The sequence below is a fragment of the Micromonospora sp. D93 genome (assembly GCF_018070365.1).
GTDB lineage: Bacteria > Actinomycetota > Actinomycetes > Mycobacteriales > Micromonosporaceae > Micromonospora > Micromonospora ureilytica.
In genome coordinates, this window is sequence record NZ_JAGPXW010000026.1 from 89,908 (window position 1) to 111,299 (window position 21,392).

Sequence of the window (21,392 nt, forward strand, 5' to 3'; positions counted from 1 at the left end):
GCGCGAGGAGTGCAGCGCAACGGAGCCCCGCAGTCGCGAACGAAAGGCAGGCGCCGTGAGTGTCACCACCCCTCGGGGGTTCCGGGCGGCCGGTGTGGCCGCCGGCCTCAAGGCCAGCGGCGGCGCGGATGTCGCCCTGGTGGTCAACGACGGTCCGGACGCCGGCGTGGCCGGTGTCTTCACCACCAACCGGGTCAAGGCCGCGCCGGTGCTCTGGAGCCAGCAGGTCGTGCAGGGCGGTGTGGTCCGCGCCGTCGTGCTCAACTCCGGTGGCGCCAACGCCTGCACCGGCCCGGCCGGCTTCCAGGACACGCACGCCACCGCCGAGCACACCGCCGCCGCGCTGACCTCGGTCAGCCCACGGTTGATCCTCGGTGCCGGTGAGGTCGCGGTCTGCTCGACCGGCCTGATCGGTGAGCGGCTGCCGATGCCGAAGCTGCTGCCGGGCGTCCGCTCGGCGATCCGTAGGCTGTCCCGTGACGGTGGCCCGGCCGCCGCCGAGGCGATCATGACCACGGACACCCGGCCGAAGACCACTGTGGCCCGGGGGAGCGGCTGGACGGTCGGCGGCATGGCCAAGGGCTCCGGGATGCTCGCGCCGGGGATGGCCACCATGCTGTGCGTGCTGACCACCGACGCGGTGGCCGGCCCGGCGACGCTGGACGAGGCGTTGCGCGCGGCGACCCGGATCACCTTCGACCGGGTCGACTCCGACGGTTGCATGTCCACCAACGACACCGTGCTGCTGCTGTCCAGCGGCGCGAGCGGCATCGAGCCGACGCCGGCCGAGCTGGCCGCCGCCGTCACAGCGGCCTGTCACGACCTGGCCCAGCAGTTGGTGGCCGACGCCGAGGGCGCCACCAAGCAGGTCGCCATCGACGTGGTCGGCGCGGCGGACGAGGACGAGGCGGTCGAGGTGGGCCGTACGGTGGCCCGCAACAACCTGGTCAAGACGGCGCTGTTCGGCAACGACCCCAACTGGGGTCGGATCCTCGCCGCCGTCGGCACGACCGCCGCCGCGTTCGAGCCGGACGAGGTGGACGTGGCGGTCAACGGGGTGTGGGTGTGCCGGGGTGGCGCCGCCGCCGAGGACCGCTCGAAGGTCGACCTGACCGGGCGGGACGTGACCATCCGGATCGACCTGCACGCGGGCACGTCGGCCGCCACGATCTGGACCAACGATCTGTCCCACGCGTACGTGCACGAGAACTCGGCGTACTCCACATGACACTCAGCAGCGACCTGGCTCGCGCCCAGGTCAAGGCGGAGACGCTGATCGAGGCGCTGCCCTGGTTGGCGCGTTTCTCCGGCTCGACGATCGTGGTCAAGTACGGCGGCAACGCGATGACCGACCCGGAGTTGCAGCGGGCGTTCGCGGCCGACATGGTCTTCCTGCGCTTTGCGGGCCTGAAGCCCGTGGTGGTGCACGGTGGTGGTCCGCAGATCTCCGCGATGCTGGGTCGTCTCGGCATCGCCAGCGAGTTCCGGGGTGGTCTGCGGGTGACCACCGCCGAGGCGATGGACGTGGTCCGGATGGTGCTTGTCGGTCAGGTGGGCCGGGAGCTGGTGGGTTTGATCAACTCGCACGGTCCGTACGCCGTCGGCCTCTCCGGGGAGGACGCCCGGCTGTTCACCGCGGTGCGCCGTCCGGCCTACGTGGACGGGTTGCCGGTCGACGTCGGCCAGGTCGGGGACGTCGAGTCGGTCGACGTGTCCGCGGTGACCGACCTGATCGAGGCCGGTCGGATTCCGGTGATCTCCACGGTGGCGCCGGACGTGGAGGGCGTGTTGCACAACCTCAACGCGGACACCGCCGCCGCGGCGTTGGCCATCGCCTTGCGGGCTCGAAAGCTCGTGGTGCTCACCGACGTGGCCGGTCTGTACGCCGACTGGCCGGACACCACGAGCCTGGTCTCCGAGATCGCGGCGGACGACCTGGCCAAGCTGCTGCCCGGCCTCGAGTCGGGGATGGTGCCGAAGATGGAGGCCTGCCTGCGGGCGGTGCGTGGGGGAGTGCCCGCCGCGCACGTCGTCGACGGTCGGGTGGCGCACTCCACGTTGCTCGAGGTGTTCACCTCGGAAGGGTTCGGAACGATGGTGGTGCCGGGAGACGGGACGGACGCGACATGAGCACGTTGGCGCAGCGGTGGAAGCAGTCCATGATGGACAACTACGGCACTCCGCCGTTGGCGTTGGTCTCCGGCACCGGTGCCGTCGTGGTCGACGACGCCGGCCGGGAGTACCTCGACCTGGTGGGCGGCATCGCTGTCAACGCCCTCGGTCACGCCCATCCGGCGGTGGTGGCGGCGGTGTCGAAGCAGGTCGCGACCCTTGGGCACGTCTCCAACCTCTATGTGGCCGAGCCACCGGTCGCCCTCGCCGAGTTGCTGTTGGCGCTCGCCGGCCGACCCGGTCGGGTCTTCTTCGCCAACTCGGGCGCGGAGGCGAACGAGGCGGCGTTCAAGCTCTCCCGGCGCACCGGCCGTACCCACGTGGTGGCCACCAGGGGCGGCTTCCACGGCCGCACCATGGGCGCCCTCGCCTTGACCGGCCAACCGGCCAAGGCCGACCCGTTCCGGCCGCTGCCCGGCGAGGTGACCCACGTCGACTACGGCGATGTCGCCGCCCTCGACGCGGCCGTCTCCGACGCCACCGCCATGGTGATCCTGGAACCCATCCAGGGTGAGAACGGCGTCCTCGTCCCGCCGGCCGGCTATCTCGCCGCGGCCCGGCGGATCACCGCCCGGCACGGCGCGCTGCTGGTTCTCGACGAGGTGCAGACCGGCGTCGGGCGTACCGGGCACTGGTTCGCGCACCAGGCCGAGGGCGTGGAGCCGGACGTGGTCACCCTGGCCAAGGGGCTGGGTGGCGGGCTGCCCATCGGCGCGACGTTGGCCTTCGGCCCCGCCGCGGACCTACTCACCCCCGGCTCGCACGGCACCACCTTCGGCGGCAACCCGGTCAGCTGCGCGGCGGCGCTCGCCGTGGTGGCGACCATCGCCAACGAGGGCCTGCTCGACAACGTCAAGCGGGTCGGTGAGCGGCTGCGTCGCGGCATCGAGGCGTTGGGCCACCCGCTGATCGCCGAGGTACGCGGTGCCGGTCTGCTGCTCGGCGTGGCGCTCACCGCGCCGGTGGCGTCGGTGCTGGCCGACGCCCTGCGGGAAGCCGGCTTCCTGGTCAACCCGGTGCAGCCGGGTGCGCTCCGGCTGGCTCCGCCGCTGATCCTCACCGCCGCCCAGGCGCACGCCTTCCTCGCGGCCCTACCCGCTGCCCTGGACGCGGCGGCCGTTGCCGCCGCCGGAACCGACGCAGATCTTGGAGGGAAAGCGCCCCTCCAGGGTCCGAAATCTTCCAAGATCTCGACGCCGACACCCACGACCACGACGGGGACGACTCGATGACCCGGCACTTCCTGCGCGACGACGACCTCTCGCCCGCCGAACAGGTCGCCGTCCTCGACCTGGCGGCGCGGATGAAGGCGGACCGGTTCGGCCACCGTCCGCTGGTCGGCCCCCGCTCGGTGGCGGTGCTCTTCGACAAGCAGAGCCTGCGGACCAGGATCTCGTTCGACGCCGGGATCGCCGAGTTGGGCGGGCACCCCCTCGTCGTGGACACCCAGGTCACCCACTTCGGCCGTGGCGAGTCCCTCGCGGACGCGGGTCGCGTGCTGTCCCGTTACGTCGCGGCGATCGTGCTGCGTACCCACGGTGACGAGCGGATCGCCGAGGTGGCGGCGGGCGCCAGCGTGCCGGTGGTCAACGCGCTCACCGACGGTTTCCACCCGTGCCAGTTGCTGGCCGACCTGCTCACCATCCGGGAGCGGTGCGGTGGCACGGCCGGCCGCACCCTGGCGTACGTGGGGGACGGCGCGAACAACATGGCGCAGTCGTACCTGCTGGCCGGTGCGACGGCCGGGATGCACGTGCGGATCGCCGGCCCGGCCGGGTTCGCACCGGACGCGGCCGTGGTGGAACGAGCGGCCCGGATCGCGGCGGACACCGGCGGGTCGGTGCGGGTGCTGACCGACCCGACCCAGGCGGTCCGCGACGCCGACGTGCTGGCCACCGACACCTGGACGTCGATGGGGCAGGAGGCCGACGGGTTGGACCGGATCACCCCGTTCCTGCCGTACCAGGTCAACAAGGGGTTGCTCGGCCAGGCCGCGCCGAACGCGATAGTGCTGCACTGCCTGCCCGCGCACCGCGGCGAGGAGATCACCGACGAGGTGCTCGACGGGCCGCAGAGCGCGATCTTCGACCAGGCCGAGAACCGACTGCACGCGCAGAAAGCGCTGCTGACGTTCCTGCTGGAAACCGCGACCGGCGACGCCGCGACCGGCGGGCCACGATGACCGCGCCGCTGACCCGCGCGGCCCGGCACGCCCGGATCGTGGAGCTGATCCGCGACCGGGCGATCCGGTCGCAGACCGAGCTGGCCGACCTGCTCGCCGCCGACGGCGTGGGCGTCACCCAGGCCACCCTCTCGCGGGACCTGGAGGAGTTGGGCGCGGTCAAGGTGCGCGGCGGCGACGGGCCGGCCGTCTACCTGATCCCCGAGGACGGGCAGCGCCCGTTGCGCGACGCCGAGGCCGCGCCGGCCCGGCTGGTACGGCTGCTGCGCGAACTGCTCAACGGGGTCGACTCCAGCGGCAACATCGCCGTGCTGCGGACACCGCCGGGCGCAGCCCAGTACCTGGCCAGCGCGTTGGACCGGGCGGGCCTGCCCGAGATCGTCGGCACCATCGCCGGCGACGACACCATCCTCGTCGTGGCCCGTGAGGCCCTCGGCGGGGCCGCACTCGGAGACAAGCTCGCCGGCTGGGCCCGCCGGGAAGACACAGTCGAAGGGAACACCACGCCATGACCGAGCGGGTCGTGCTCGCGTACTCCGGAGGGTTGGACACCTCCGTCGCCATTCCGTACCTGTCCGAGCAGACCGGCGCCGAGGTGATCGCGGTCGCTGTCGACGTCGGGCAGGGCGGCGAGGACCTCGACGCCATCCGCCAGCGTGCCCTGGACTGCGGCGCCGCCGAGTCCGAGGTGGTGGACGCGCGCGACGAGTTCGCCGCCGACTACTGCCTGCCGGCCATCCGGGCCAACGCCCTCTACATGGACCGCTACCCCCTGGTGTCGGCACTGTCCCGACCGCTGATCGTCAAGCACCTGGTGGCCGCGGCGCGCAAGCACGGCGGAACGATCGTCTCGCACGGCTGCACCGGCAAGGGCAACGACCAGGTCCGGTTCGAGGTGGGCCTGAACGCGCTCGCCCCCGACCTGAGGATCATCGCGCCGGCCCGGGACTTCGCCTGGACCCGGGACAAGGCGATCGCCTTCGCCGAGGAGAAGGGGCTGCCGATCGACGTGTCGGCCAAGTCGCCGTACTCCATCGACCAGAACCTGTGGGGTCGCGCGGTGGAGACCGGCTTCCTGGAGGACATCTGGAACGCCCCCGTCGAGGACCTCTACTCGTACACCTCCGACCCGACCCAGGAGCGCGACCCCGACGAGGTCGTGATCACCTTCGACGGCGGCGTGCCGGTGGCGATCGACGGTGAGACGGTCACCCCGTACCAGGCGATCCTGGAGCTCAACCGACGCGCCGGCGCCCAGGGCGTGGGCCGGCTCGACATGGTCGAGGACCGCCTGGTCGGCATCAAGAGCCGCGAGGTGTACGAGGCGCCCGGCGCGATCGCGTTGATCACGGCCCACCAGGAGTTGGAGGCGGTGACCGTCGAACGGGATCTGGCCCGGTTCAAGAAGGGCGTCGACCAGCGCTGGGGCGAGCTCGTCTACGACGGGCTGTGGTTCTCGCCGCTGAAGGGTTCGCTGGACGCGTTCATCGACGACGCGCAGCGGCACGTGAGCGGCGAGGTGCGGATGATCCTGCACGGCGGCCGGGCGACGGTGACCGGCCGGCGCTCCGAGGCGAGCCTCTACGACTTCGGGATGGCCACCTACGACACCGGCGACACCTTCGACCAGTCGCTGGCGAAGGGCTTCGTGCAGCTGTGGGGGCTGCCGAGTCGGATGGCCGCCGCTCGGGACGCCCGGCTGGGAGGCCACTGACCATGGGGACCACAATGGGCGGGGTGGACGACAAGAGCCTGACCGAGAACAGCGCCGCCACCAACCGGACGAGCCTCTGGGGTGGCCGGTTCGCGGGTGGCCCCGCCGAGGCGCTCGCCCGACTGTCGGTGAGCGTGCAGTTCGACTGGCGCCTGGCCCCGTACGACATCGCTGGTTCCCGGGCGCACGCCCGGGTCCTGGCCGGCGCCGGCCTGCTCGACCCCGAGGAGCTAGGCCGGATGCTGGCGGCGCTGGACGACCTGGAGGCCGCCTGCGCCTCCGGATCGTTCCGCCCCACCATCGACGACGAGGACGTGCACACCGCGCTGGAGCGCGGTCTGCTGGAGCGCCTCGGCAGCCTCGGTGGCAAGCTGCGCGCCGGCCGGTCCCGCAACGACCAGGTCGCCACCGACCTGCGGCTCTACCTGCGCGACCACGCCCGGGGCGTGGCCAGTCGCCTGGTCGAGTTGGCGGAGGCGCTGGTCGAGCAGGCCGAGCGGCACATCGACACCGCCGCGCCGGGCATGACCCACCTCCAGCACGCCCAGCCGGTCACCTTCGGACACTGGCTGCTCGCCCACGTGCAGCCGCTGCTGCGCGATCTGGAGCGGCTCCGCGACTGGGACCACCGGGCGGCGATCAGCCCGCTCGGCGCGGGCGCCCTGGCCGGTTCCGGGCTTCCGCTGGACCCGGTGGCCGTGGCCAAGGAGCTGGGCTTCCGTACGTCGTTCGCCAACTCGATGGACGCCGTCGCCGACCGGGACTTCGTGGCCGAGTTCCTCTTCACCACCGCCCTGATCGGGGTGCACCTGTCCCGGCTCGGCGAGGAGGTGGTGCTCTGGACCTCGCACGAGTTCGGCTGGGTGGAGCTGGACGACTCGTTCGCCACCGGCTCGTCGATCATGCCGCAGAAGAAGAACGCGGACATCGCCGAGCTGGCCCGGGGCAAGTCGGGGCGTCTGATCGGCGGCCTGATGACAGTGCTCACCATGCTCAAGGGTCTGCCGATGACCTACGACCGGGACATGCAGGAGGACAAGGAGCCGGCCTTCGACGCTGTCGACACCCTGGAGCTGCTGCTTCCGGCCCTGGCGGGAATGATCTCCACGATGACGGTCCGGGTGGACCGCCTCGTCGCCGCCGCCCCGGTCGGCTTCTCCCTCGCCACCGAGGTCGCCGACTGGCTGGTCCGACGCAACGTGCCGTTCCGCGACGCGCACGAGATCACCGGTCAGCTGGTGGCGCTCTGCGCGGCTCGGGAGTGCGAGCTGAACGACGTCTCCGACGAGGACCTGGCCACGATCAGCGGGCACCTCGACCCGTCGGTGCGCGACGTGCTCTCGGTCCGTTCGGCTCTCGCGGCCCGGACCACCCCCGGCTCCACCGGCCCCGGCCCGGTCGCCGACCAGCTCGCCGCCGCGGCGGACCGGCTGGCCGGCTGGCGGGAGTGGGCCACCGAACAGGTCGTCCCGCGCTGAGCCCTGCCGTGGCGTCGGCGCTGGCCGCCGGCGCCGCGGCGGTTCAGGCCGTCGGGCGCTCCCGCTTGGGGAGCTTGGCCACCACCATGTCGTACGACGAGTCGACCGCCTCGGTCAGCTCCTCGTCGTCGATCCCGCCGTCCAGGCGCAGCGTGTTCCACCCGGACCGGCCGATGTAGGCCATCACGCTGGCGTCGTCGGGGTGTCGGTGCAGCCACTCGTCGGCCACCTCCCGGGTCGGCCCGCACTTGATGCCGACCGTCGGCTTGCCGCTGTCGCTGCCGAGGAACGCGAAGATCCGGCCTCCGACCTTCACCACCTCGTCGCCCTCCCACGGCTGGTCCAGCCACGCTCCCGGCTTGGCCAGGCAGTACGCCAGCATTTCCGCGCGCTCCATGGGTGCCTCCTCGTCGTGCGCACAGTGTGCCCGCCCGACCGCCGTCGCAGGGGCGGCGTGCCGATCCGGGCGTCGGCTCAGGACGTGCCGGATCCGGTGGTCTGCTCGGCCGAGCGGGCGGCGACCCGCTCGTAGCGCTGCCGGGCCGCCTGTGCGCTGCCCAGCCCCAACCCGTACGCGATCGCCTGCCAGGTCAGCCCCCGGTCGCGGGCCAGCGTCAACAGGCCGGCCTCCAGGGCGTCCAGCTCGGCGCGGACGTGGGGCAGCAGGGTCAACGCGGCGGTGAGGTCGGCCGCGTCGATCGGCTCCTCGGCGGGCTCGCGCTCGGCCCCGCCGGCGGCGAGCGCGGTGACCAGGGCGACCGCCTCCCACGGGTCCAGCACGTACGGGTGGGCCCAGCGGCCCCGCTGGGTGTCGGTGCCGGCGTGCCGCTCGCTGATCCGCTGCAACGCCTCGTACGTCCGATGGGCGCGGGCCCGGCCCGGGTCCGGCGCGGTGAAGATGTCCTCGGTCGTCATACCCCGAGCACACCCTATGAACGCCTAATTGTCAACGAGATGTTGAAGCCTGGCGGCACGAGCGAGCCGTGCCGCCAGGCGACTCCTCAGAGCGTCAGGTTCCTCAGAGCGTCAGGTCGACCCGCCGCTCGTCGTGGATGGGTGTGCAGTACGGGTCACAGGGGCTCGCGGTCACCACGCCGAACGCGACGCCCGCTGCGAACGGACGCTCGACCGGGATCACCGCGATCCGCACCTGCTGGGTGCCCTCCGCGCAGGTGACCCTCCGAACCGTCGTGCCCGCGCGCATCGTCTGGCCGACCGCCTGCGCGACCTTGACCGTGACGTCGAACTCGAGGGCCTTCGTGCAGGTCACGGTGACCGGCACGATCGCCGCCGCGCCCTTCGCCTCGATCTTGCCCGTGGCGCCGATGGCGAGCGTGGGCAGCGCCGCGTTGTCGGCCTGCGCCGCGGCCCGCAGCGGGACGCTCGCGCTGGCCGACGGGGTGAAGGCCACTGTCGCGGCTGCGGCGACGAGGCCGGTGGCGATCAGTGGTCGCCGGATGCTCCGTACGGTCATGGTGATTTCCTCCCGTGATGTCGTCGCTCCCTGCGACGACATCGGGAACACTCCCGAGCCGACGGTGGGGTTTCACTGTTCGGCCGGCTGTCTGATGTGCGACGTGAGTCTTGTTCGGTCGGCGCTGAGAGGTCGGTGCGCCCGGCCGGGTGCCGGTGCGGCGGGATGGGTACCGTCGGGGACATGGCCCTGTCGTCCGGCGACCGCAGCACCGCCGCCGACCTGGCGGCGCTTGCGGACCTGCTCGCCGGTCCACTGCTGCCGGCGGCGCGTGGCCTGCTGGGCTGCGAGCTGCACGCCGGCGGGGTCACCGTCCGGATCACCGAGGTCGAGGCGTACGCGGGAAGTGGCGGCGATCCCGCCTCGCACGCCCATCGAGGCCCCACTCCACGCAACACCGTGATGTTCGGCCCGGCAGGGTACGCCTACGTCTACTTCACCTACGGGATGCACTGGTGCATGAACGTGGTCACCGGTGTCGAGGGGGAGGCGTCCGCCGTGCTGCTGCGCGCCGGTGAGGTGGTCGACGGGCTGCCCACGGCACGGGAGCGCCGGCCGGCCATCCGGCGGGACGTGGACCTCGCCCGCGGGCCCGCCCGGCTCTGCTCCGCGCTCGGCATCGACCGCGAGGCGTACGGCGCGCACCTGCTCGGCGACGGCCCGGTCCGCCTGCGGCCCCCGGCCCGACCGGTGCCGCCGGAGACGGTGGTGGCCGGCCCCCGGGTCGGCGTGACCGGAGCGCACGACCTGCCCTGGCGGTTCTGGCTGGACGGCGACCCCACGGTCAGCGCGTACCGCCGACACGTGCCCCGCATCCGGCGCTGAGCAGCCCCTCCGGCGTGTGGGCGGCGGAGGTTGTCGGGGGGTGTGGCCATAATCACCGAACCTGCTCACCGACGGTTCGGAGGACGTCATGGCAACACTGCTCGCGATCGGCACGGCCAAGGGATTGTTTCTCGCCACCAGCACCGATGACCGGCGCAGTTGGGAAATCACCGGTCCGCACTTTCCGATGACCGGCGTCTACGCGGTCGCTGTCGACACCCGTCGTTCCACCCCGCGGCTGCTTGCCGGCATGACCAGCTCACACTTCGGCCCCAGTGTCGCCACCAGCGACGACCTCGGCGCCTCCTGGGACGAGCCCGACGAGGCGCCTGTCGCGTTCCCGGCCGACACCGGCGTCTCCCTCGGGCGGGTCTGGCAGCTGATGCCGGCCGGTCCCGACCAGCCGGACGTGGTCTGGGCCGGCACCGAGCCCTCGGCGTTGTTCAAATCCACCGACGGTGGCCGCAGCTTCGAGCTGGTCCGTTCCCTCTGGGACCACCCGCACCGCCCGCAGTGGGAGGCCGGCTTCGGCGGTCAGGCAGTGCACACCGTGCTGCCCCACCCGCGTGACCCGGCTCGGCTGCTGGTCGCCATGTCCACAGGTGGGGTCTACCGCTCGGAGGACGCCGGGGCGAGTTGGGCGCCGGGCAACACCGGCATCCGCGCCTACTTCATGCCCGACGAGTGGCCGGAGTTCGGCCAGTGCGTGCACAAGGTCGCCCGGGACGCCGGCAATCCCGAGCGGTTGTACGCGCAGAACCACCACGGCGTCTACCGCTCCGACGACGACGGCCGCACCTGGTCCTCGATCGCTGATGGGCTGCCCAGCGACTTCGGCTTCCCGATGGTGGCCCACCCGGGGCGCGGCGGCACGGTGTGGGCCTTCCCGTTGGTGGCCGACGGCGAGCGGTTCCCGACCGACCACCGCTGCCGGGTGTTCCGTTCCGCCGACGCCGGCGGCAAGTGGGAGCCGCTGTCGGTCGGGCTGCCCGAGGGCCCGTTCTATCCGGCGGTGCTGCGTGACGCGATGTGCGCCGACGACGCCAGCCCCGGTGGCGTCTACTTCGGCACCCGCTCCGGCTCGGTCTTCGCCAGCCGCGACGAGGGTGACTCCTGGTCGTCGGTCGCGGCGCACCTGCCCGATGTGCTCTGCGTTCGTGCCGCGGAGGTCTGAGCGTGGTCACCGTGTTGCTGCCCGGCCCGCTGCGCGGCGAGGCCGGGGGCGCGAGTCGCCTGAACGTCACCGCGGCCGGGACGCTACGGGCGGTCCTCGACGAGATGGCCGTCGCGCATCCCCGGCTGGCCCGGCGCATCCGCGACGAGCGCGGTGAGCTGCGCCGCTACGTCAACGTCTTCGTCGACGGGGAAGACTGCCGGCACTCCGGCGGTCTGGCCACTCCCGTGAAGGACGGCGCGGAGGTGCAGGTGTTGCCCTCGGTGGCGGGCGGCTGAGCGGGGAGTTCCTGGCCCGATGTCCGGTTGTCGAGGGTGATCGGCGCCACTGCGAGGCGTCCCGCCGACGGAATAGTTGCGTCGTCAAATAAGTTGAGAGCTGCGTCCGGGTACCACGACGGCACCCGGTTGACACGCGAGGAGCTGGTCATGCAGTTCGGAATCTTCACGGTCGGGGATGTCACGGTCGATCCGACCACCGGTCGGGAGCCGACCGAGCATGAGCGGATCAAGGCGATGGTCGCCATCGCGCTGAAGGCCGAGGAGGTCGGCCTGGACGTCTTCGCCACCGGCGAGCACCACAACCCGCCGTTCGTGCCGTCGTCACCCACCACCATGCTCGGTCACATCGCGGCGCGCACCGAGCGGCTGCTGCTGTCCACCGCCACCACGCTGATCACCACCAACGACCCGGTGAAGATCGCCGAGGACTACGCGATGCTCCAGCACCTGTCCGACGGCCGGGTGGACCTCATGATGGGCCGCGGCAACACCGGCCCGGTCTACCCGTGGTTCGGCAAGGACATCCGCGCCGGCATCCCCCTGGCCATCGAGAACTACGACCTGCTGCACCGGCTGTGGCGCGAGGACGTGGTCGACTGGAAGGGCAAGTACCGCACGCCCCTGCAGTCGTTCACCTCGACGCCGCGCCCGCTCGACGGCGTGCCCCCGTTCGTCTGGCACGGCTCGATCCGCAGCCCGGAGATCGCCGAGCAGGCCGCGTACTACGGCGACGGCTTCTTCGCCAACCACATCTTCTGGCCCAAGGAGCACACCCAGCGGATGGTCGCGCTCTACCGTCAGCGGTACGCGCACTACGGCCACGGCTCCGCCGACCAGGCGATCGTCGGCCTCGGTGGGCAGGTGTTCATGCGCCGCAACTCGCAGGACGCGGTCCGGGAGTTCCGGCCCTACTTCGACAACGCCCCGGTCTACGGGCACGGGCCGTCGTTGGAGGACTTCACCCGGGAGACCCCGCTGACCGTGGGCAGCCCGCAGCAGGTCATCGACCGCACGCTGGGCTTCCGGGAGTACGTCGGTGACTACCAGCGGCAGCTGTTCCTGATGGACCACGCGGGGTTGCCGCTGAAGACCGTGCTGGAGCAGCTCGACCTGCTCGGCGAGGAGGTCGTACCGGTGCTGCGCAAGGAGTTCGACGCACTGCGTCCGGCGCACGTGCCGGCGGCGCCGACGCACGCCTCGCTGGTCGCCGCGGCGGGCGGCGCCAAGGACAGCACCGTGCACGCCGTCGACGACGTGACGGGCAAGGCGCCGGAGGGGGCGACCCGATGACCCACCGCACCCTGGCCGTCGTCTCGGCGGGGCTGAGTCAGCCCTCGTCGACCCGGCTGCTCGCCGACCAGCTCGCCGCGGCCACCCGCGACGAATTGGTCCGGCGCGGCTCCGACGTGGAGCTGCACGTCGTCGACCTGCGGGAGCACGCCCACGACGTGGTGAACAACCTGCTCACCGGGTTCGCGCCGGCAGCGCTGCGCGAGGTCGTCGACACGGTGACCGGGGCGGACGGGATCATCGCCGTCACCCCGATCTTCAGCGCCTCGTACAACGGGCTGTTCAAGTCCTTCTTCGACGTGCTGGATGCCGAGTCGCTTGTCGACCGGCCGGTGCTGATCGGCGCCACCGGCGGCACGGCCCGGCACTCCCTCGCTCTGGAGCACGCCGTCCGCCCGATGTTCGCCTACCTCCGGTCGGTGGTGGTCCCGACAGCGGTCTTCGCCGCCCCGGAGGACTGGTCCGACGGCACCGCCGATGGCGCGTTGCGCAACCGGATCCGGCGCGCCGCCGGGGAGTTGGCCGACCAGATCGAGCGCCGGCCGCCGGCCACCGGGCCGTCCGACCCGTTCGCCCTCACCACCGACTTCCTGCAGATGCTCGGCCGGGGTGACGGCACGCCGGTCAGCTGATCGGGTGGGCGACCAGCACCGGGCAGTGCGCGTGCTGGATCGCCGCCTGACTGACCGACCCGAGCAGCAGACCGGCGAACCCGGCCCGGCCCCGGGTGCCCACGACCAGCAGCGACGCCGCGCCGCTGGCCTCGATGAGCCCCTGGGCCGCGCCGGCCGCCCGGACCGGATGCTCCCGCACCACCAGGTCGGGGTGCTCGGCGCGCACCGCGGCGGAGGCGTCGGCCAGCAGCCGCACCGCCTCGGCCTGGTACGCGGCCTGCGACTCCTCGATCTCCTCCGGCACCGTCCGGTCCCCGTCCGCGGGACCGACGTGCACCAGCACCAACGGCACGTCCCGCAGCGCCGCCTCGTCGGCGCCGAGGCCCACGGCGAGTCGGGACGACTCGGACCCGTCCACGCCCACCAGCACCGGGCCGTCCACCGGGATCGGCTGCTCGTCAGGGCGGACGACCAGCACCGGGCAGTGCGCGTGCGCGGCCACCTGCGCGCCGACCGAGCCGAGTAGCAGCCCGGCGAACCCGCCCAGGCCGCGGCTGCCCACCACGACCAGCTCGGCCCGGCGGGACTCCTCGATCATGGTGGCCCCCGGGCCGCCGGCGACCTGACGCACCTCGACGGCCAGGCCGGGCCACCGGCCGGTCAGCTCGGCCGCCGTGCGCTCCAACATCTCCTGCGCCTCCTCCGAGGGCACCGGCACCCCGAGGTCGTACGGGTTGAGCGGCACGCCGTAGCCGGACGCATGCAGGTAGCCGTGCACCAGCAGCAGCGGTCGGGACCGGAGCAGCGCGGCCCGCGCCGCGTGCTCGGCGGCGACGAGGCTGGACGGCGATCCGTCCACGCCCACCACGACAGGTCGGTTCATCGGTGCTCCCTGGGTCGGTCAGGTCATTGTCGACCGCTCGGCCGCACCGGCGGGGCCGGACGCGCCGGCCCTGGCGTTTCTGGCGGCGCACTGGTTCGGCGTTTGCACGTAACTACGTATGTTCGTATTATCGACGGATGACCTCTCTAGAGGAGCGGCTCGCCGTACTGGAAGCACAGGTCGCCGCGTTGATCGAGCGTCCGACGGCGGCAGCGCCAGCACCGACCCCGTCCGAGGGCACCTTCTGGGCCCTCGACGGCCTCAAGCAACGACTGCCGGCCGACGGCACAGGCGCTGTCCTCTACACCGGCACCGTCCGCGTCGCCGACCAGCACTACGACTGGCAGTACGGCCGCACCGTCGACGACCTGCTCTCCGCCGACTGGACCGAGCTGGCCAGCACCCTCTCCGCGCTGGCCCACCCGGTGCGGCTGCGGCTGCTACGGGAGGTCCTCGCCGGTCGGCAGAGCACCAGCGAGCTGGCCGAGATCGAGGAGTTGGGCACCACCGGCCAACTGCATCACCACCTGCGCCAGATCACCGCCGCCGGTTGGCTGCGCAGCGCCGGCCGGGGCCGGTACGCGGTCCCGGCCGAACGCGTGGTGCCGCTGCTGGCCATCCTCACCGCCGCTGGCCGTTGACCAGACGCGGCTCGGCCGCGCATCCGACCACCCTCTGGGAGGAACAACCATGCGCCGAACGACCGTCACCGCCCTCGTCGTCGCGCTGATCGCCGGCCTGGTCGGGGTGGCGCTGATGCCCCGTGTGCCCCGACTGGGCGCGCAGACCAGTGGCGATCGCGACCTGGCCGCGGCCGCACGGTCGGCCGCGTCCGATCCGTCGGGGCACCGGGGGCTCGCCGTCGCCCTGGTGGAGAACGGCCGGATCCGCACCGCCGGCCTGGGTGACCGGGATCCCGCCGGTCGGCCCGTCGAGCCCGGCACCCCTTTCGAGATCGGCTCGGTCACCAAGGCGTTCACCGGCATGCTCCTCGCCGACCAGGCCGCCGCCGGCATCGTCCATCCCGACGACACGCTCGGCGCCACCTGGCCCACGATCACCGGTCCCGCCCGCGACGTGACCCTCGCCGAATTGGCCAGCCACCGTGCCGGTCTGCCCCGGGTGGCCCTCGGCTCCCCGCTGGCCTGGGCACGCATGCTGTGGTCCAACGTCTCCGGTGGCAACCCGTACGCCGAGCAGGACGTCGACACCGTCCGCGCTGCCGCCGACCGGGCCACCCCCGGTGACGGGCGCGGTGAGGTCCACTACTCCAACTTCGGGGTGTCAGTGCTGGGCCACGCGCTCGCCACGAAGGCCGGCGTCGCATACCCCGACCTGCTCCAGGCGCGGCTGCTGCGGCCACTCGGCATGACCGCCACCGTGGTCGCCGCCCAGGCCGACGGCCTGCCGGCCGAACGCGCCCACGGCAGCCGGGCCGCCGGCCGGCCGCTCGACCCGTGGACGGGCGCCGGGTACGCCCCGGCCGGCACCGGCGCCTGGTCCACGGCGGAGGATCTGGCCCGGTTGGCCGCCGCGACCCTCGCGGGCACCGCGTCGGGCGCCGACGCCGCCACCGCCCGCTTCCGCGAGGACGGCGACACCCGCATCGGGTACGGCTGGTTCACCACCCGGCACGGTGACCGCGAGGTGGTGTGGCACAACGGCGCGACCAGCGGATTCCGGTCATACGTCGGCTTCGAACGGGCCACCGGCAGAGCGGTCGTGGTGCTCGGCAACACCGACAAGGGTGTGGAACCGATCGGTCTGCGGCTGCTCGGAGTGCCGCAGGAGGAGGCTGAGGCGGCAGCCCCGGTTGCCCCGGTCTGGATTGGCATCGGCCTCGCGGTGGCCTTCACCTTCCTCGGCGGCCTGTCACTGCTCGGCACCGCCCGGCGCCGCGAACTGGACCGGGTGACGCTGCTGGCCGCGACGGTGTGGGGGGTGGCCTACCTCGCCCTGGGGCACCGGATGGGGGACTGGTCGGTGGTGCCGGCCTGGCTGTGGCCGGTCGGGGTCGGCCTGTCCGCGGTGGGAATCGCCCAGGCGGCGGCCCGGTGGCGTGCACTGCCGACGGTCGACGCGAAGGTGCCGTGGCGTCGCGTGCTGTCGGTGGCGAGTTCCCTGGTGGCCGCCGCGCTGGCCGTCGCGGCCGTCGCCGCCTGAGTTCGCGCCGCCGCCTCGTGTCACCCTGGTTGCGTACCCTCGCCGGATGACGTCCGATCTGCTGCTCCGCCCGGTCCGTGAGGACGATCTCGTCGAGTTCTTCCTGCACCAGCAGGACCCGGAGGCCAACCGGATGGCCGCGTTCGGCCCCAAGGACCCGTCCGACCACCGGGAGTTCGCCGCGCACTGGGCCCGGGTGCTCACCAACCCGGCGAACCTGGTCCGCACCGTCGAGGTCGACGGCGACGTGGTCGGCTACGTGAGCGCCTTTCCGGTCGAGGGGCAGACCGAGGTCAGCTACTGGATCGACCCGGCGCGCTGGGGCCGGGGTCACGCCACGGCGGCCCTGGCCGCCCTGCTGCGCGAGCTGCCCCGGCCGATCCACGCCCGCGCCGCCAAGGACAACGCCGCCTCCCTCGCGGTGCTCCGCAAGTGCGGGTTCGTGGTGGTCGGTGAAGACTCGGGGTACGCCAACGGCCGCGGCGAAGACGTCGAGGAGTGGCTGCTCGAGCTGCCCGCCGATGGCCCTGACCTGGGCGGGCACTAGTCTCGCGACGTGAACTGGTTGGATCTCGTCGGCTGGGCCGGCTCCGCGGTGCTGGTCTGGTCGCTGCTGCAGTCGCGCATTCTGCGGTTGCGGGCGCTCAACCTCGTCGGCTGCTTCGTGCTGATCGGCTACAACGCCGCGATCGAGGTCTGGCCCGGGGTCGGGCTCAACGTCGTGCTCGCGGCGATCAACATCTGGTACCTGCGCGGGATGCTCGCCACCCGGCACGACGAGAAGACCTACCAGGTGGTGGAGGTCGGTGTCGGGGACCAGTTCCTCGCGCACACGCTGCGGGTGCACGCCACTGACATCGCCAGGTTCAACCCCGACTTCCACTGGGACCCGGTCGCGTCGGGGCGCTCGGCGTTCCTCGTGGTCACGGCCGACGAGGTGGTCGGGGTGGTGCTGTCCCACGCCGAGGCGCCCGGTGTCGCCCAGATCGATCTGGACTACGTGACCCCGAAGTTCCGTGACTTCACCCCGGGCGAGTTCGTCTACCGGCGCAGCCACCTCTTCACCGAGCGCGGCTTCCACCGGGTGGTCAGCCCGCCCCGGATGGTCGCCCCCTACTACCACCGGCTCGGCTTCCGACCGGAGGGCGACTCGTACGTCCTCGACCTGCCGGCGTCACCGAGCACCGCGACGGCGTAGCGCGGTCCACGCCCGATTCGGCGTGGCGTCGCTGACGCCTGATTCAGCGTGGCGTCGCTGACGCCCGATTGGCGTAGCGTCGCCGAGGCAGGATTCGGCCGGCGCCGGACGGGGCACAGACAACGCCTACGCCGGGCGGGCTCGCCGACCGGCGGGTGCCGCGCGTAGCGGCCGGTGCCACCACCACGAGGGAGCGAACCGGGCGTGCAGAGCTACGGGAGCCAACTGGCCCTGGTCGGAGTCCTGGTCGTGATCAACGCGCTCTTCGCGGGCAGCGAGATGGCGTTGGTGTCGCTGCGGGACAGCCAGATCCAGCGGCTGGAGCGCACCAGCCGGGCCGGGCGGGTGCTGGCCCGGCTCGCCAAGGACCCGAACCGCTTCCTGGCCACCATCCAGATCGGCATCACCCTCGCCGGTTTCCTGGCCTCCGCCGCCGCGGCGGTCTCGCTGGCCAAACCCCTGGTGCCCCTGCTCGGGGTGTTCGGCGGCGCCGCCGAGACGGCGGCGATCGTGATGGTCACCCTGGCGCTGACCTTCGTCACCCTGGTCTTCGGCGAGCTGGCGCCCAAGCGGATCGCCATGCAGTCCGCCGAGCGGTGGGCGCTGCTGGTGGCCCGCCCACTCGACCTGCTCGCGAGCCTCACCCGGCCGGCCGTCTGGGCGCTCGGCGCCACCAGCGACGTGGTGGTCCGCCTGGTCGGGCTCAACCCCAAACACCAGCCGGAGGAGATCGGCCCGGACGAACTGCGCGACATCGTCGCCGGCAACCACGGCTTCACCAAGGAACAGCGCACCATCATCGCGGGCGCCGTGGAGATCGCCGACCGGCGGTTGCGGGCTGTCCTCGTACCCCGGTTGCAGGTCTTCACGCTCGACAGCGGGACCACCGCGGAGGCCGCGCGGCTCGTGCTGGCCGCCACCGGGCACTCCCGTGCTCCGGTGGTGCGCCACGGCGGCCTGGACGACACGGCCGGAGTGATCCACCTGCGTGACCTGGTGGGTGTGCCCGACGACCGCCCGGTCGACGAGATCGCCCGACCGCCGATGCTGCTGCCCGACTCGCTACCGGTGGTGGACGCGCTGCGCCAGTTCAAGGCCGAGCGTCAGCACATCGCGCTGGTCGTGGACGAGCGCGGCGCCGTCGACGGCATCGTGACACTGGAGGACATCCTGGAGGAGATCGTCGGCGAGATCTACGACGAGACCGACCGGGATGTGCGCTCGGTGCGCCGTGACCCCGACGGCGCGCTGCTGCTGCCCGGCACCTTCCCGGTGCACGACCTTACGGACATCGGCGTGGAGCTGCCGTCGCGCCCCGCCGGTGACTACACGACCGTCGCCGGGCTGGTGCTGGCCCGGCTCGGGCACATCCCCACCGTCGCCGGCGAGGACGTCAGGCTGGACGGCTGGGTGCTGGTGGTGGCCGGCATCGACCACCGGGCGATCACCGAGGTACGACTGAGCCGGGTACCCGATGACACCGACACCGACGCCGACCAGGCCGCGGAGCCGGTACTGGACGAGGCCCGCAGCTGAGCCATCCGGCGCACGCCGTCGCTCAGTCGCGGGAGAGGTTCTGCAAACGGACCTGACCACGGGCGACCAGCCGCTCGTCGGCGTCGGTGATCTCCACCTGCCAGAGCTGCTGGCTGCGGCCCCGATGCACAGGGGTGCCGACGGCGGTCAGCTCGCCGTCCCGGACGGCGCGTAGGAAGTCGGTCTGGTTCGACACCCCGACCACCCTGCCCCGGTCGGCGAACCAGAGGGCGCCGCCCACGCTGGCCGCGGACTCCACGACGGCGCAGTACACCCCGCCGTGCTGGATGCCGAACGGCTGGTGCAGCTCGGGGCGGACCTGCCAACTGACGACCACCCGGTCGGCGCTCGCCTCCTCGAACTTGAGGCCGAGCAGGGCGACGAAACCGCCCGTCAGATCCGGAATCTCCATGGCAAAGCCCTCCTCGATCAACGGGGCGCAAGCCTAGCCGGGGCGGGTTGCGCCAAACCCGGTACGGCTCGGTGCCGGCGATGGGGGAGAATTGGTGACCGTGACCGACAGCAGCCCTCCGCCGCCCGGGCGGGACTCCCTGACCGACGACCTGCTCTGGCGTGGCCTGATACAGGACTCGACCGGCCTCGACGAGCTGCGCGAGCTGCTCGACGGTGGAGCGGCCGCCACCTATTACGTGGGCTTCGACCCCACCGCTCCGAGCCTGCACGTCGGCAACCTCATGCAGGTCCTCATGGCCCGCCGGCTGCAACTCGCCGGCCACCGCCCGCTGCTGTTGGTCGGCGGGGCCACCGGTCAGATCGGTGACCCGAAGGAGAGCGCCGAACGCGCACTCAACCCACTCGACGTGATCGCCGGCTGGGTCGAGCGGATCCGCGAGCAGCTCGCGCCCTTCGTGTCGTACACCGGCGACAACGCGGCCCAGTTGGTCAACAACCTGGACTGGACCGGCGAGATGTCGATCGTCGAGTTCCTCCGCGACGTGGGCAAACACTTCCCGGTCAACAAGATGCTGGCGCGGGAGGTGGTGCGGGCCCGGCTGGAGACCGGCATCAGCTTCACCGAGTTCAGCTACCAGCTGTTGCAGGCCAACGACTTCTACGAGCTGCACCGCCGGCACGGCTGTCAGCTCCAGTTCGGCGGCTCCGACCAGTGGGGCAACATCACCGCCGGCGTCGACTACGTCCGCCGGCGAGGCGCCGGGCCGGTGCAGGCGTTCACCACGCCGTTGGTCACCAAGGCCGACGGTACGAAGTTCGGCAAGAGCGAGGGCGGCGCCGTCTGGCTGGATCCCACGATGACCAGCCCGTACGCCTTCTACCAGTTCTGGCTCAACGTCGAGGACCAGGAGGTCGACCGCTACCTGCGGTACTTCAGCTTCCGCAGCCGCGACGAGTTGGAAGAGCTGGCGAAGGCCACCGCCGAGCGGCCAGCGGCCCGTCTGGCGCAGCGGGCACTCGCCGAGGAGCTGACGACCCTGGTGCACGGCGCCGACGAGACCCGGCAGGCGATCGCCGCCAGCCAGGCGCTCTTCGGCCGCGGATCGTTGGACGAGTTGGCGCCGGAGACTCTGCGCGCGGCCCTGACCGAGGCGGGTCTCGTACGCCTCTCCGGCGAATTGCCGGATGTGGCAGGTCTACTGCGGGACTCCGGGCTGGTGAGTGGCCTCAAGGAGGCCCGTCGGGTGATCGCCGAGGGCGGCGCCTACGTCAACAACAATCGGGTGACCGCTGTGGACGCCGGGGTGTCGCCGGCCGATCTGCTGCACGGGCGATACCTGGTGCTGCGGCGCGGGAAGCGTTCGTTCGCGGGCGTTGAGCTGGGTGAATAGCCGTCCGTCGACGATGTGACGGGGGACGCGTCCGGCGGATTTGACGATCATCCCGCCGGACGCGTAACTTTCTCTCTGCCAGCGCGGAACGGACGAAACAGGCGAAAGCCTGAGACGGCCGGAGCGCCGGCCAACGGCCTGGGGGCCGGGTGGGCACGCCCACCGGGAACCCCGACCGGGAGGTGCCACCAGAAACGCCGCGAGGCGGATTTGGCGCGGCGAAACCGACCGGGTATGGTTACGAACCGGTAGGGCACCGGGCGGGTCGCGGGAAATCGCGACGGCCGGCCTATCGAATCCATGACGAGAGCGGCGCGAGCCGGTTGCGACATGGTGCCCGCGTTATCGGGTGAAGCATGGCGAACCGCGAAATATCGGTTTGACACGGCGGAAACGAGCGGGTAACGTAGTAAAAGTGCCTGGCGCTGATAGCGCCGGTGTGCGGAGCGGTAAAGCCCCGAGATGGGTTCCACTGTGGTGGGGCTTCTGGTCGGTGTGTGGTTGTTCTTTGAGAACTCAACAGGGTGCTTGTAAAGCCAGTGCCAATTATGATTTATACCCCGGACTGGTCAGTTTTTGCTGGCTGGTTGGGATTCCTTTGGC

General features: G+C 72.0%; 23 protein-coding genes. 18 read left to right on the top strand and 5 right to left on the bottom strand.

Annotated elements, in window-relative coordinates; translation table 11 throughout:
* Positions 1 to 55: 55 nt before the first annotated feature.
* The 7 genes from argJ to argH are packed head-to-tail and all read left to right on the top strand — an operon-like array spanning position 56 to position 7,546.
* Positions 56 to 1,228: a bifunctional glutamate N-acetyltransferase/amino-acid acetyltransferase ArgJ gene (argJ, locus tag KBX71_RS25120; protein WP_124818771.1), complete on the top strand. Its 1,173-nt coding sequence runs from the start codon at positions 56 to 58 to the stop codon at positions 1,226 to 1,228.
* Positions 1,225 to 2,130 (top strand): acetylglutamate kinase, encoded by a 906-nt coding sequence (gene argB, locus KBX71_RS25125; protein ID WP_210820333.1) that lies wholly within the window; start codon positions 1,225 to 1,227, stop codon positions 2,128 to 2,130. The genes argJ and argB overlap by 4 nt, the downstream gene beginning before the upstream one ends.
* Positions 2,127 to 3,404 carry an acetylornithine transaminase gene (locus tag KBX71_RS25130; RefSeq protein ID WP_210820334.1) on the top strand — a complete coding sequence of 426 codons (1,278 nt, stop codon included), beginning with the start codon at positions 2,127 to 2,129 and terminating at the stop codon, positions 3,402 to 3,404. The genes argB and KBX71_RS25130 overlap by 4 nt, the downstream gene beginning before the upstream one ends.
* Complete coding sequence (argF, locus tag KBX71_RS25135; protein WP_210820335.1) at positions 3,401 to 4,354, top strand: ornithine carbamoyltransferase; 954 nt, start codon at positions 3,401 to 3,403, stop codon at positions 4,352 to 4,354. Before KBX71_RS25130 ends, argF begins: the two co-directional genes overlap by 4 nt.
* Positions 4,351 to 4,866 (top strand): arginine repressor, encoded by a 516-nt coding sequence (locus tag KBX71_RS25140; protein WP_124818777.1) that lies wholly within the window; start codon positions 4,351 to 4,353, stop codon positions 4,864 to 4,866. Before argF ends, KBX71_RS25140 begins: the two co-directional genes overlap by 4 nt.
* Positions 4,863 to 6,068 (top strand): argininosuccinate synthase, encoded by a 1,206-nt coding sequence (locus tag KBX71_RS25145; RefSeq protein WP_124818779.1) that lies wholly within the window; start codon positions 4,863 to 4,865, stop codon positions 6,066 to 6,068. Before KBX71_RS25140 ends, KBX71_RS25145 begins: the two co-directional genes overlap by 4 nt.
* A gap of 14 nt (positions 6,069 to 6,082) precedes the next feature.
* Complete coding sequence (argH, locus tag KBX71_RS25150) at positions 6,083 to 7,546, top strand: argininosuccinate lyase (RefSeq protein WP_210820358.1); 1,464 nt, start codon at positions 6,083 to 6,085, stop codon at positions 7,544 to 7,546.
* Positions 7,547 to 7,589: 43 nt separating this feature from the next.
* Here the strand turns inward: argH and KBX71_RS25155 are convergent, their stop codons facing one another.
* The 3 genes from KBX71_RS25155 to KBX71_RS25165 all read right to left on the bottom strand — a co-directional run bounded on the left by KBX71_RS25155 (position 7,590) and on the right by KBX71_RS25165 (position 9,020).
* Positions 7,590 to 7,943 (bottom strand): MmcQ/YjbR family DNA-binding protein, encoded by a 354-nt coding sequence (locus KBX71_RS25155; protein ID WP_124818781.1) that lies wholly within the window; start codon positions 7,941 to 7,943, stop codon positions 7,590 to 7,592.
* A 77-nt stretch (positions 7,944 to 8,020) separates the two neighbouring features.
* Positions 8,021 to 8,461, bottom strand: a complete 441-nt coding sequence (locus KBX71_RS25160) for a DNA-binding protein (protein WP_210820336.1) — start codon at positions 8,459 to 8,461, stop codon at positions 8,021 to 8,023.
* A 103-nt stretch (positions 8,462 to 8,564) separates the two neighbouring features.
* Positions 8,565 to 9,020 (bottom strand): hypothetical protein, encoded by a 456-nt coding sequence (locus KBX71_RS25165; RefSeq protein WP_210820337.1) that lies wholly within the window; start codon positions 9,018 to 9,020, stop codon positions 8,565 to 8,567.
* A gap of 183 nt (positions 9,021 to 9,203) precedes the next feature.
* Between KBX71_RS25165 and KBX71_RS25170 the strand changes: the two genes are divergently transcribed.
* The 5 genes from KBX71_RS25170 to KBX71_RS25190 all read left to right on the top strand — a co-directional run bounded on the left by KBX71_RS25170 (position 9,204) and on the right by KBX71_RS25190 (position 13,222).
* Positions 9,204 to 9,845, top strand: a complete 642-nt coding sequence (locus tag KBX71_RS25170) for a DNA-3-methyladenine glycosylase (RefSeq protein WP_210820338.1) — start codon at positions 9,204 to 9,206, stop codon at positions 9,843 to 9,845.
* Between the two features lie 88 nt (positions 9,846 to 9,933).
* Positions 9,934 to 11,019 carry a sialidase family protein gene (locus KBX71_RS25175; RefSeq protein ID WP_124818787.1) on the top strand — a complete coding sequence of 362 codons (1,086 nt, stop codon included), beginning with the start codon at positions 9,934 to 9,936 and terminating at the stop codon, positions 11,017 to 11,019.
* A 2-nt stretch (positions 11,020 to 11,021) separates the two neighbouring features.
* The gene (locus tag KBX71_RS25180; protein WP_112584619.1) at positions 11,022 to 11,297 is read left to right on the top strand and encodes a ubiquitin-like small modifier protein 1; all 276 of its coding nucleotides are present in this window, start codon (positions 11,022 to 11,024) and stop codon (positions 11,295 to 11,297) included.
* A gap of 150 nt (positions 11,298 to 11,447) precedes the next feature.
* Positions 11,448 to 12,590: an LLM class flavin-dependent oxidoreductase gene (locus KBX71_RS25185; RefSeq protein WP_210820339.1), complete on the top strand. Its 1,143-nt coding sequence runs from the start codon at positions 11,448 to 11,450 to the stop codon at positions 12,588 to 12,590.
* Positions 12,587 to 13,222 carry an FMN reductase gene (locus tag KBX71_RS25190; RefSeq protein ID WP_210820340.1) on the top strand — a complete coding sequence of 212 codons (636 nt, stop codon included), beginning with the start codon at positions 12,587 to 12,589 and terminating at the stop codon, positions 13,220 to 13,222. The genes KBX71_RS25185 and KBX71_RS25190 overlap by 4 nt, the downstream gene beginning before the upstream one ends.
* Here the strand turns inward: KBX71_RS25190 and KBX71_RS25195 are convergent.
* Entirely contained in the window at positions 13,215 to 14,087 is an 873-nt protein-coding gene (locus KBX71_RS25195; protein ID WP_210820341.1) for a universal stress protein, read from the bottom strand. The genes KBX71_RS25190 and KBX71_RS25195 overlap by 8 nt on opposite strands.
* A gap of 137 nt (positions 14,088 to 14,224) precedes the next feature.
* Between KBX71_RS25195 and KBX71_RS25200 the strand changes: the two genes are divergently transcribed.
* The 5 genes from KBX71_RS25200 to KBX71_RS25220 all read left to right on the top strand — a co-directional run bounded on the left by KBX71_RS25200 (position 14,225) and on the right by KBX71_RS25220 (position 18,984).
* Entirely contained in the window at positions 14,225 to 14,728 is a 504-nt protein-coding gene (locus KBX71_RS25200) for a helix-turn-helix transcriptional regulator (protein WP_210820342.1), read from the top strand.
* A gap of 49 nt (positions 14,729 to 14,777) precedes the next feature.
* Positions 14,778 to 16,250 carry a serine hydrolase gene (locus KBX71_RS25205; protein ID WP_210820343.1) on the top strand — a complete coding sequence of 491 codons (1,473 nt, stop codon included), beginning with the start codon at positions 14,778 to 14,780 and terminating at the stop codon, positions 16,248 to 16,250.
* Between the two features lie 46 nt (positions 16,251 to 16,296).
* Positions 16,297 to 16,797: a GNAT family N-acetyltransferase gene (locus tag KBX71_RS25210; RefSeq protein ID WP_210820344.1), complete on the top strand. Its 501-nt coding sequence runs from the start codon at positions 16,297 to 16,299 to the stop codon at positions 16,795 to 16,797.
* 9 nt (positions 16,798 to 16,806) lie between these two features.
* A complete protein-coding gene (locus tag KBX71_RS25215; protein ID WP_210820345.1) occupies positions 16,807 to 17,448 on the top strand; it encodes a hypothetical protein in 642 nt (213 codons plus the stop codon).
* A 204-nt stretch (positions 17,449 to 17,652) separates the two neighbouring features.
* A complete protein-coding gene (locus tag KBX71_RS25220) occupies positions 17,653 to 18,984 on the top strand; it encodes a hemolysin family protein (RefSeq protein ID WP_210820346.1) in 1,332 nt (443 codons plus the stop codon).
* A gap of 22 nt (positions 18,985 to 19,006) precedes the next feature.
* On the opposite strand, the gene KBX71_RS25225 is transcribed toward KBX71_RS25220, so the two are convergent.
* Positions 19,007 to 19,396: a PaaI family thioesterase gene (locus KBX71_RS25225; protein WP_124818804.1), complete on the bottom strand. Its 390-nt coding sequence runs from the start codon at positions 19,394 to 19,396 to the stop codon at positions 19,007 to 19,009.
* Positions 19,397 to 19,496: 100 nt separating this feature from the next.
* Between KBX71_RS25225 and tyrS the strand changes: the two genes are divergently transcribed.
* Complete coding sequence (gene tyrS / locus KBX71_RS25230) at positions 19,497 to 20,789, top strand: tyrosine--tRNA ligase (protein WP_210820359.1); 1,293 nt, start codon at positions 19,497 to 19,499, stop codon at positions 20,787 to 20,789.
* The last annotated feature ends 603 nt before the right edge of the window (positions 20,790 to 21,392 follow it).

Bases quoted from the DNA above. Each gene is read 5' to 3' on its own strand.
- KBX71_RS25205 (WP_210820343.1), top strand. From the start codon at position 14,778: ATGCGCCGAACGACCGTCACCGCCCTCGTCGTCGCGCTGATCGCCGGC.
- KBX71_RS25160 (WP_210820336.1), bottom strand. From the start codon at position 8,461: ATGACGACCGAGGACATCTTCACCGCGCCGGACCCGGGCCGGGCCCGC.
- KBX71_RS25225 (WP_124818804.1), bottom strand. From the start codon at position 19,396: ATGGAGATTCCGGATCTGACGGGCGGTTTCGTCGCCCTGCTCGGCCTC.
- argF (WP_210820335.1), top strand. From the start codon at position 3,401: ATGACCCGGCACTTCCTGCGCGACGACGACCTCTCGCCCGCCGAACAG.
- argH (WP_210820358.1), top strand. From the start codon at position 6,083: ATGGGCGGGGTGGACGACAAGAGCCTGACCGAGAACAGCGCCGCCACC.
- KBX71_RS25185 (WP_210820339.1), top strand. From the start codon at position 11,448: ATGCAGTTCGGAATCTTCACGGTCGGGGATGTCACGGTCGATCCGACC.
- KBX71_RS25140 (WP_124818777.1), top strand. From the start codon at position 4,351: ATGACCGCGCCGCTGACCCGCGCGGCCCGGCACGCCCGGATCGTGGAG.
- KBX71_RS25175 (WP_124818787.1), top strand. From the start codon at position 9,934: ATGGCAACACTGCTCGCGATCGGCACGGCCAAGGGATTGTTTCTCGCC.
- KBX71_RS25165 (WP_210820337.1), bottom strand. From the start codon at position 9,020: ATGACCGTACGGAGCATCCGGCGACCACTGATCGCCACCGGCCTCGTC.
- KBX71_RS25130 (WP_210820334.1), top strand. From the start codon at position 2,127: ATGAGCACGTTGGCGCAGCGGTGGAAGCAGTCCATGATGGACAACTAC.
- KBX71_RS25155 (WP_124818781.1), bottom strand. From the start codon at position 7,943: ATGGAGCGCGCGGAAATGCTGGCGTACTGCCTGGCCAAGCCGGGAGCG.
- KBX71_RS25200 (WP_210820342.1), top strand. From the start codon at position 14,225: ATGACCTCTCTAGAGGAGCGGCTCGCCGTACTGGAAGCACAGGTCGCC.
- KBX71_RS25195 (WP_210820341.1), bottom strand. From the start codon at position 14,087: ATGAACCGACCTGTCGTGGTGGGCGTGGACGGATCGCCGTCCAGCCTC.
- KBX71_RS25190 (WP_210820340.1), top strand. From the start codon at position 12,587: ATGACCCACCGCACCCTGGCCGTCGTCTCGGCGGGGCTGAGTCAGCCC.
- argB (WP_210820333.1), top strand. From the start codon at position 1,225: ATGACACTCAGCAGCGACCTGGCTCGCGCCCAGGTCAAGGCGGAGACG.
- KBX71_RS25210 (WP_210820344.1), top strand. From the start codon at position 16,297: ATGACGTCCGATCTGCTGCTCCGCCCGGTCCGTGAGGACGATCTCGTC.
- KBX71_RS25170 (WP_210820338.1), top strand. From the start codon at position 9,204: ATGGCCCTGTCGTCCGGCGACCGCAGCACCGCCGCCGACCTGGCGGCG.
- KBX71_RS25145 (WP_124818779.1), top strand. From the start codon at position 4,863: ATGACCGAGCGGGTCGTGCTCGCGTACTCCGGAGGGTTGGACACCTCC.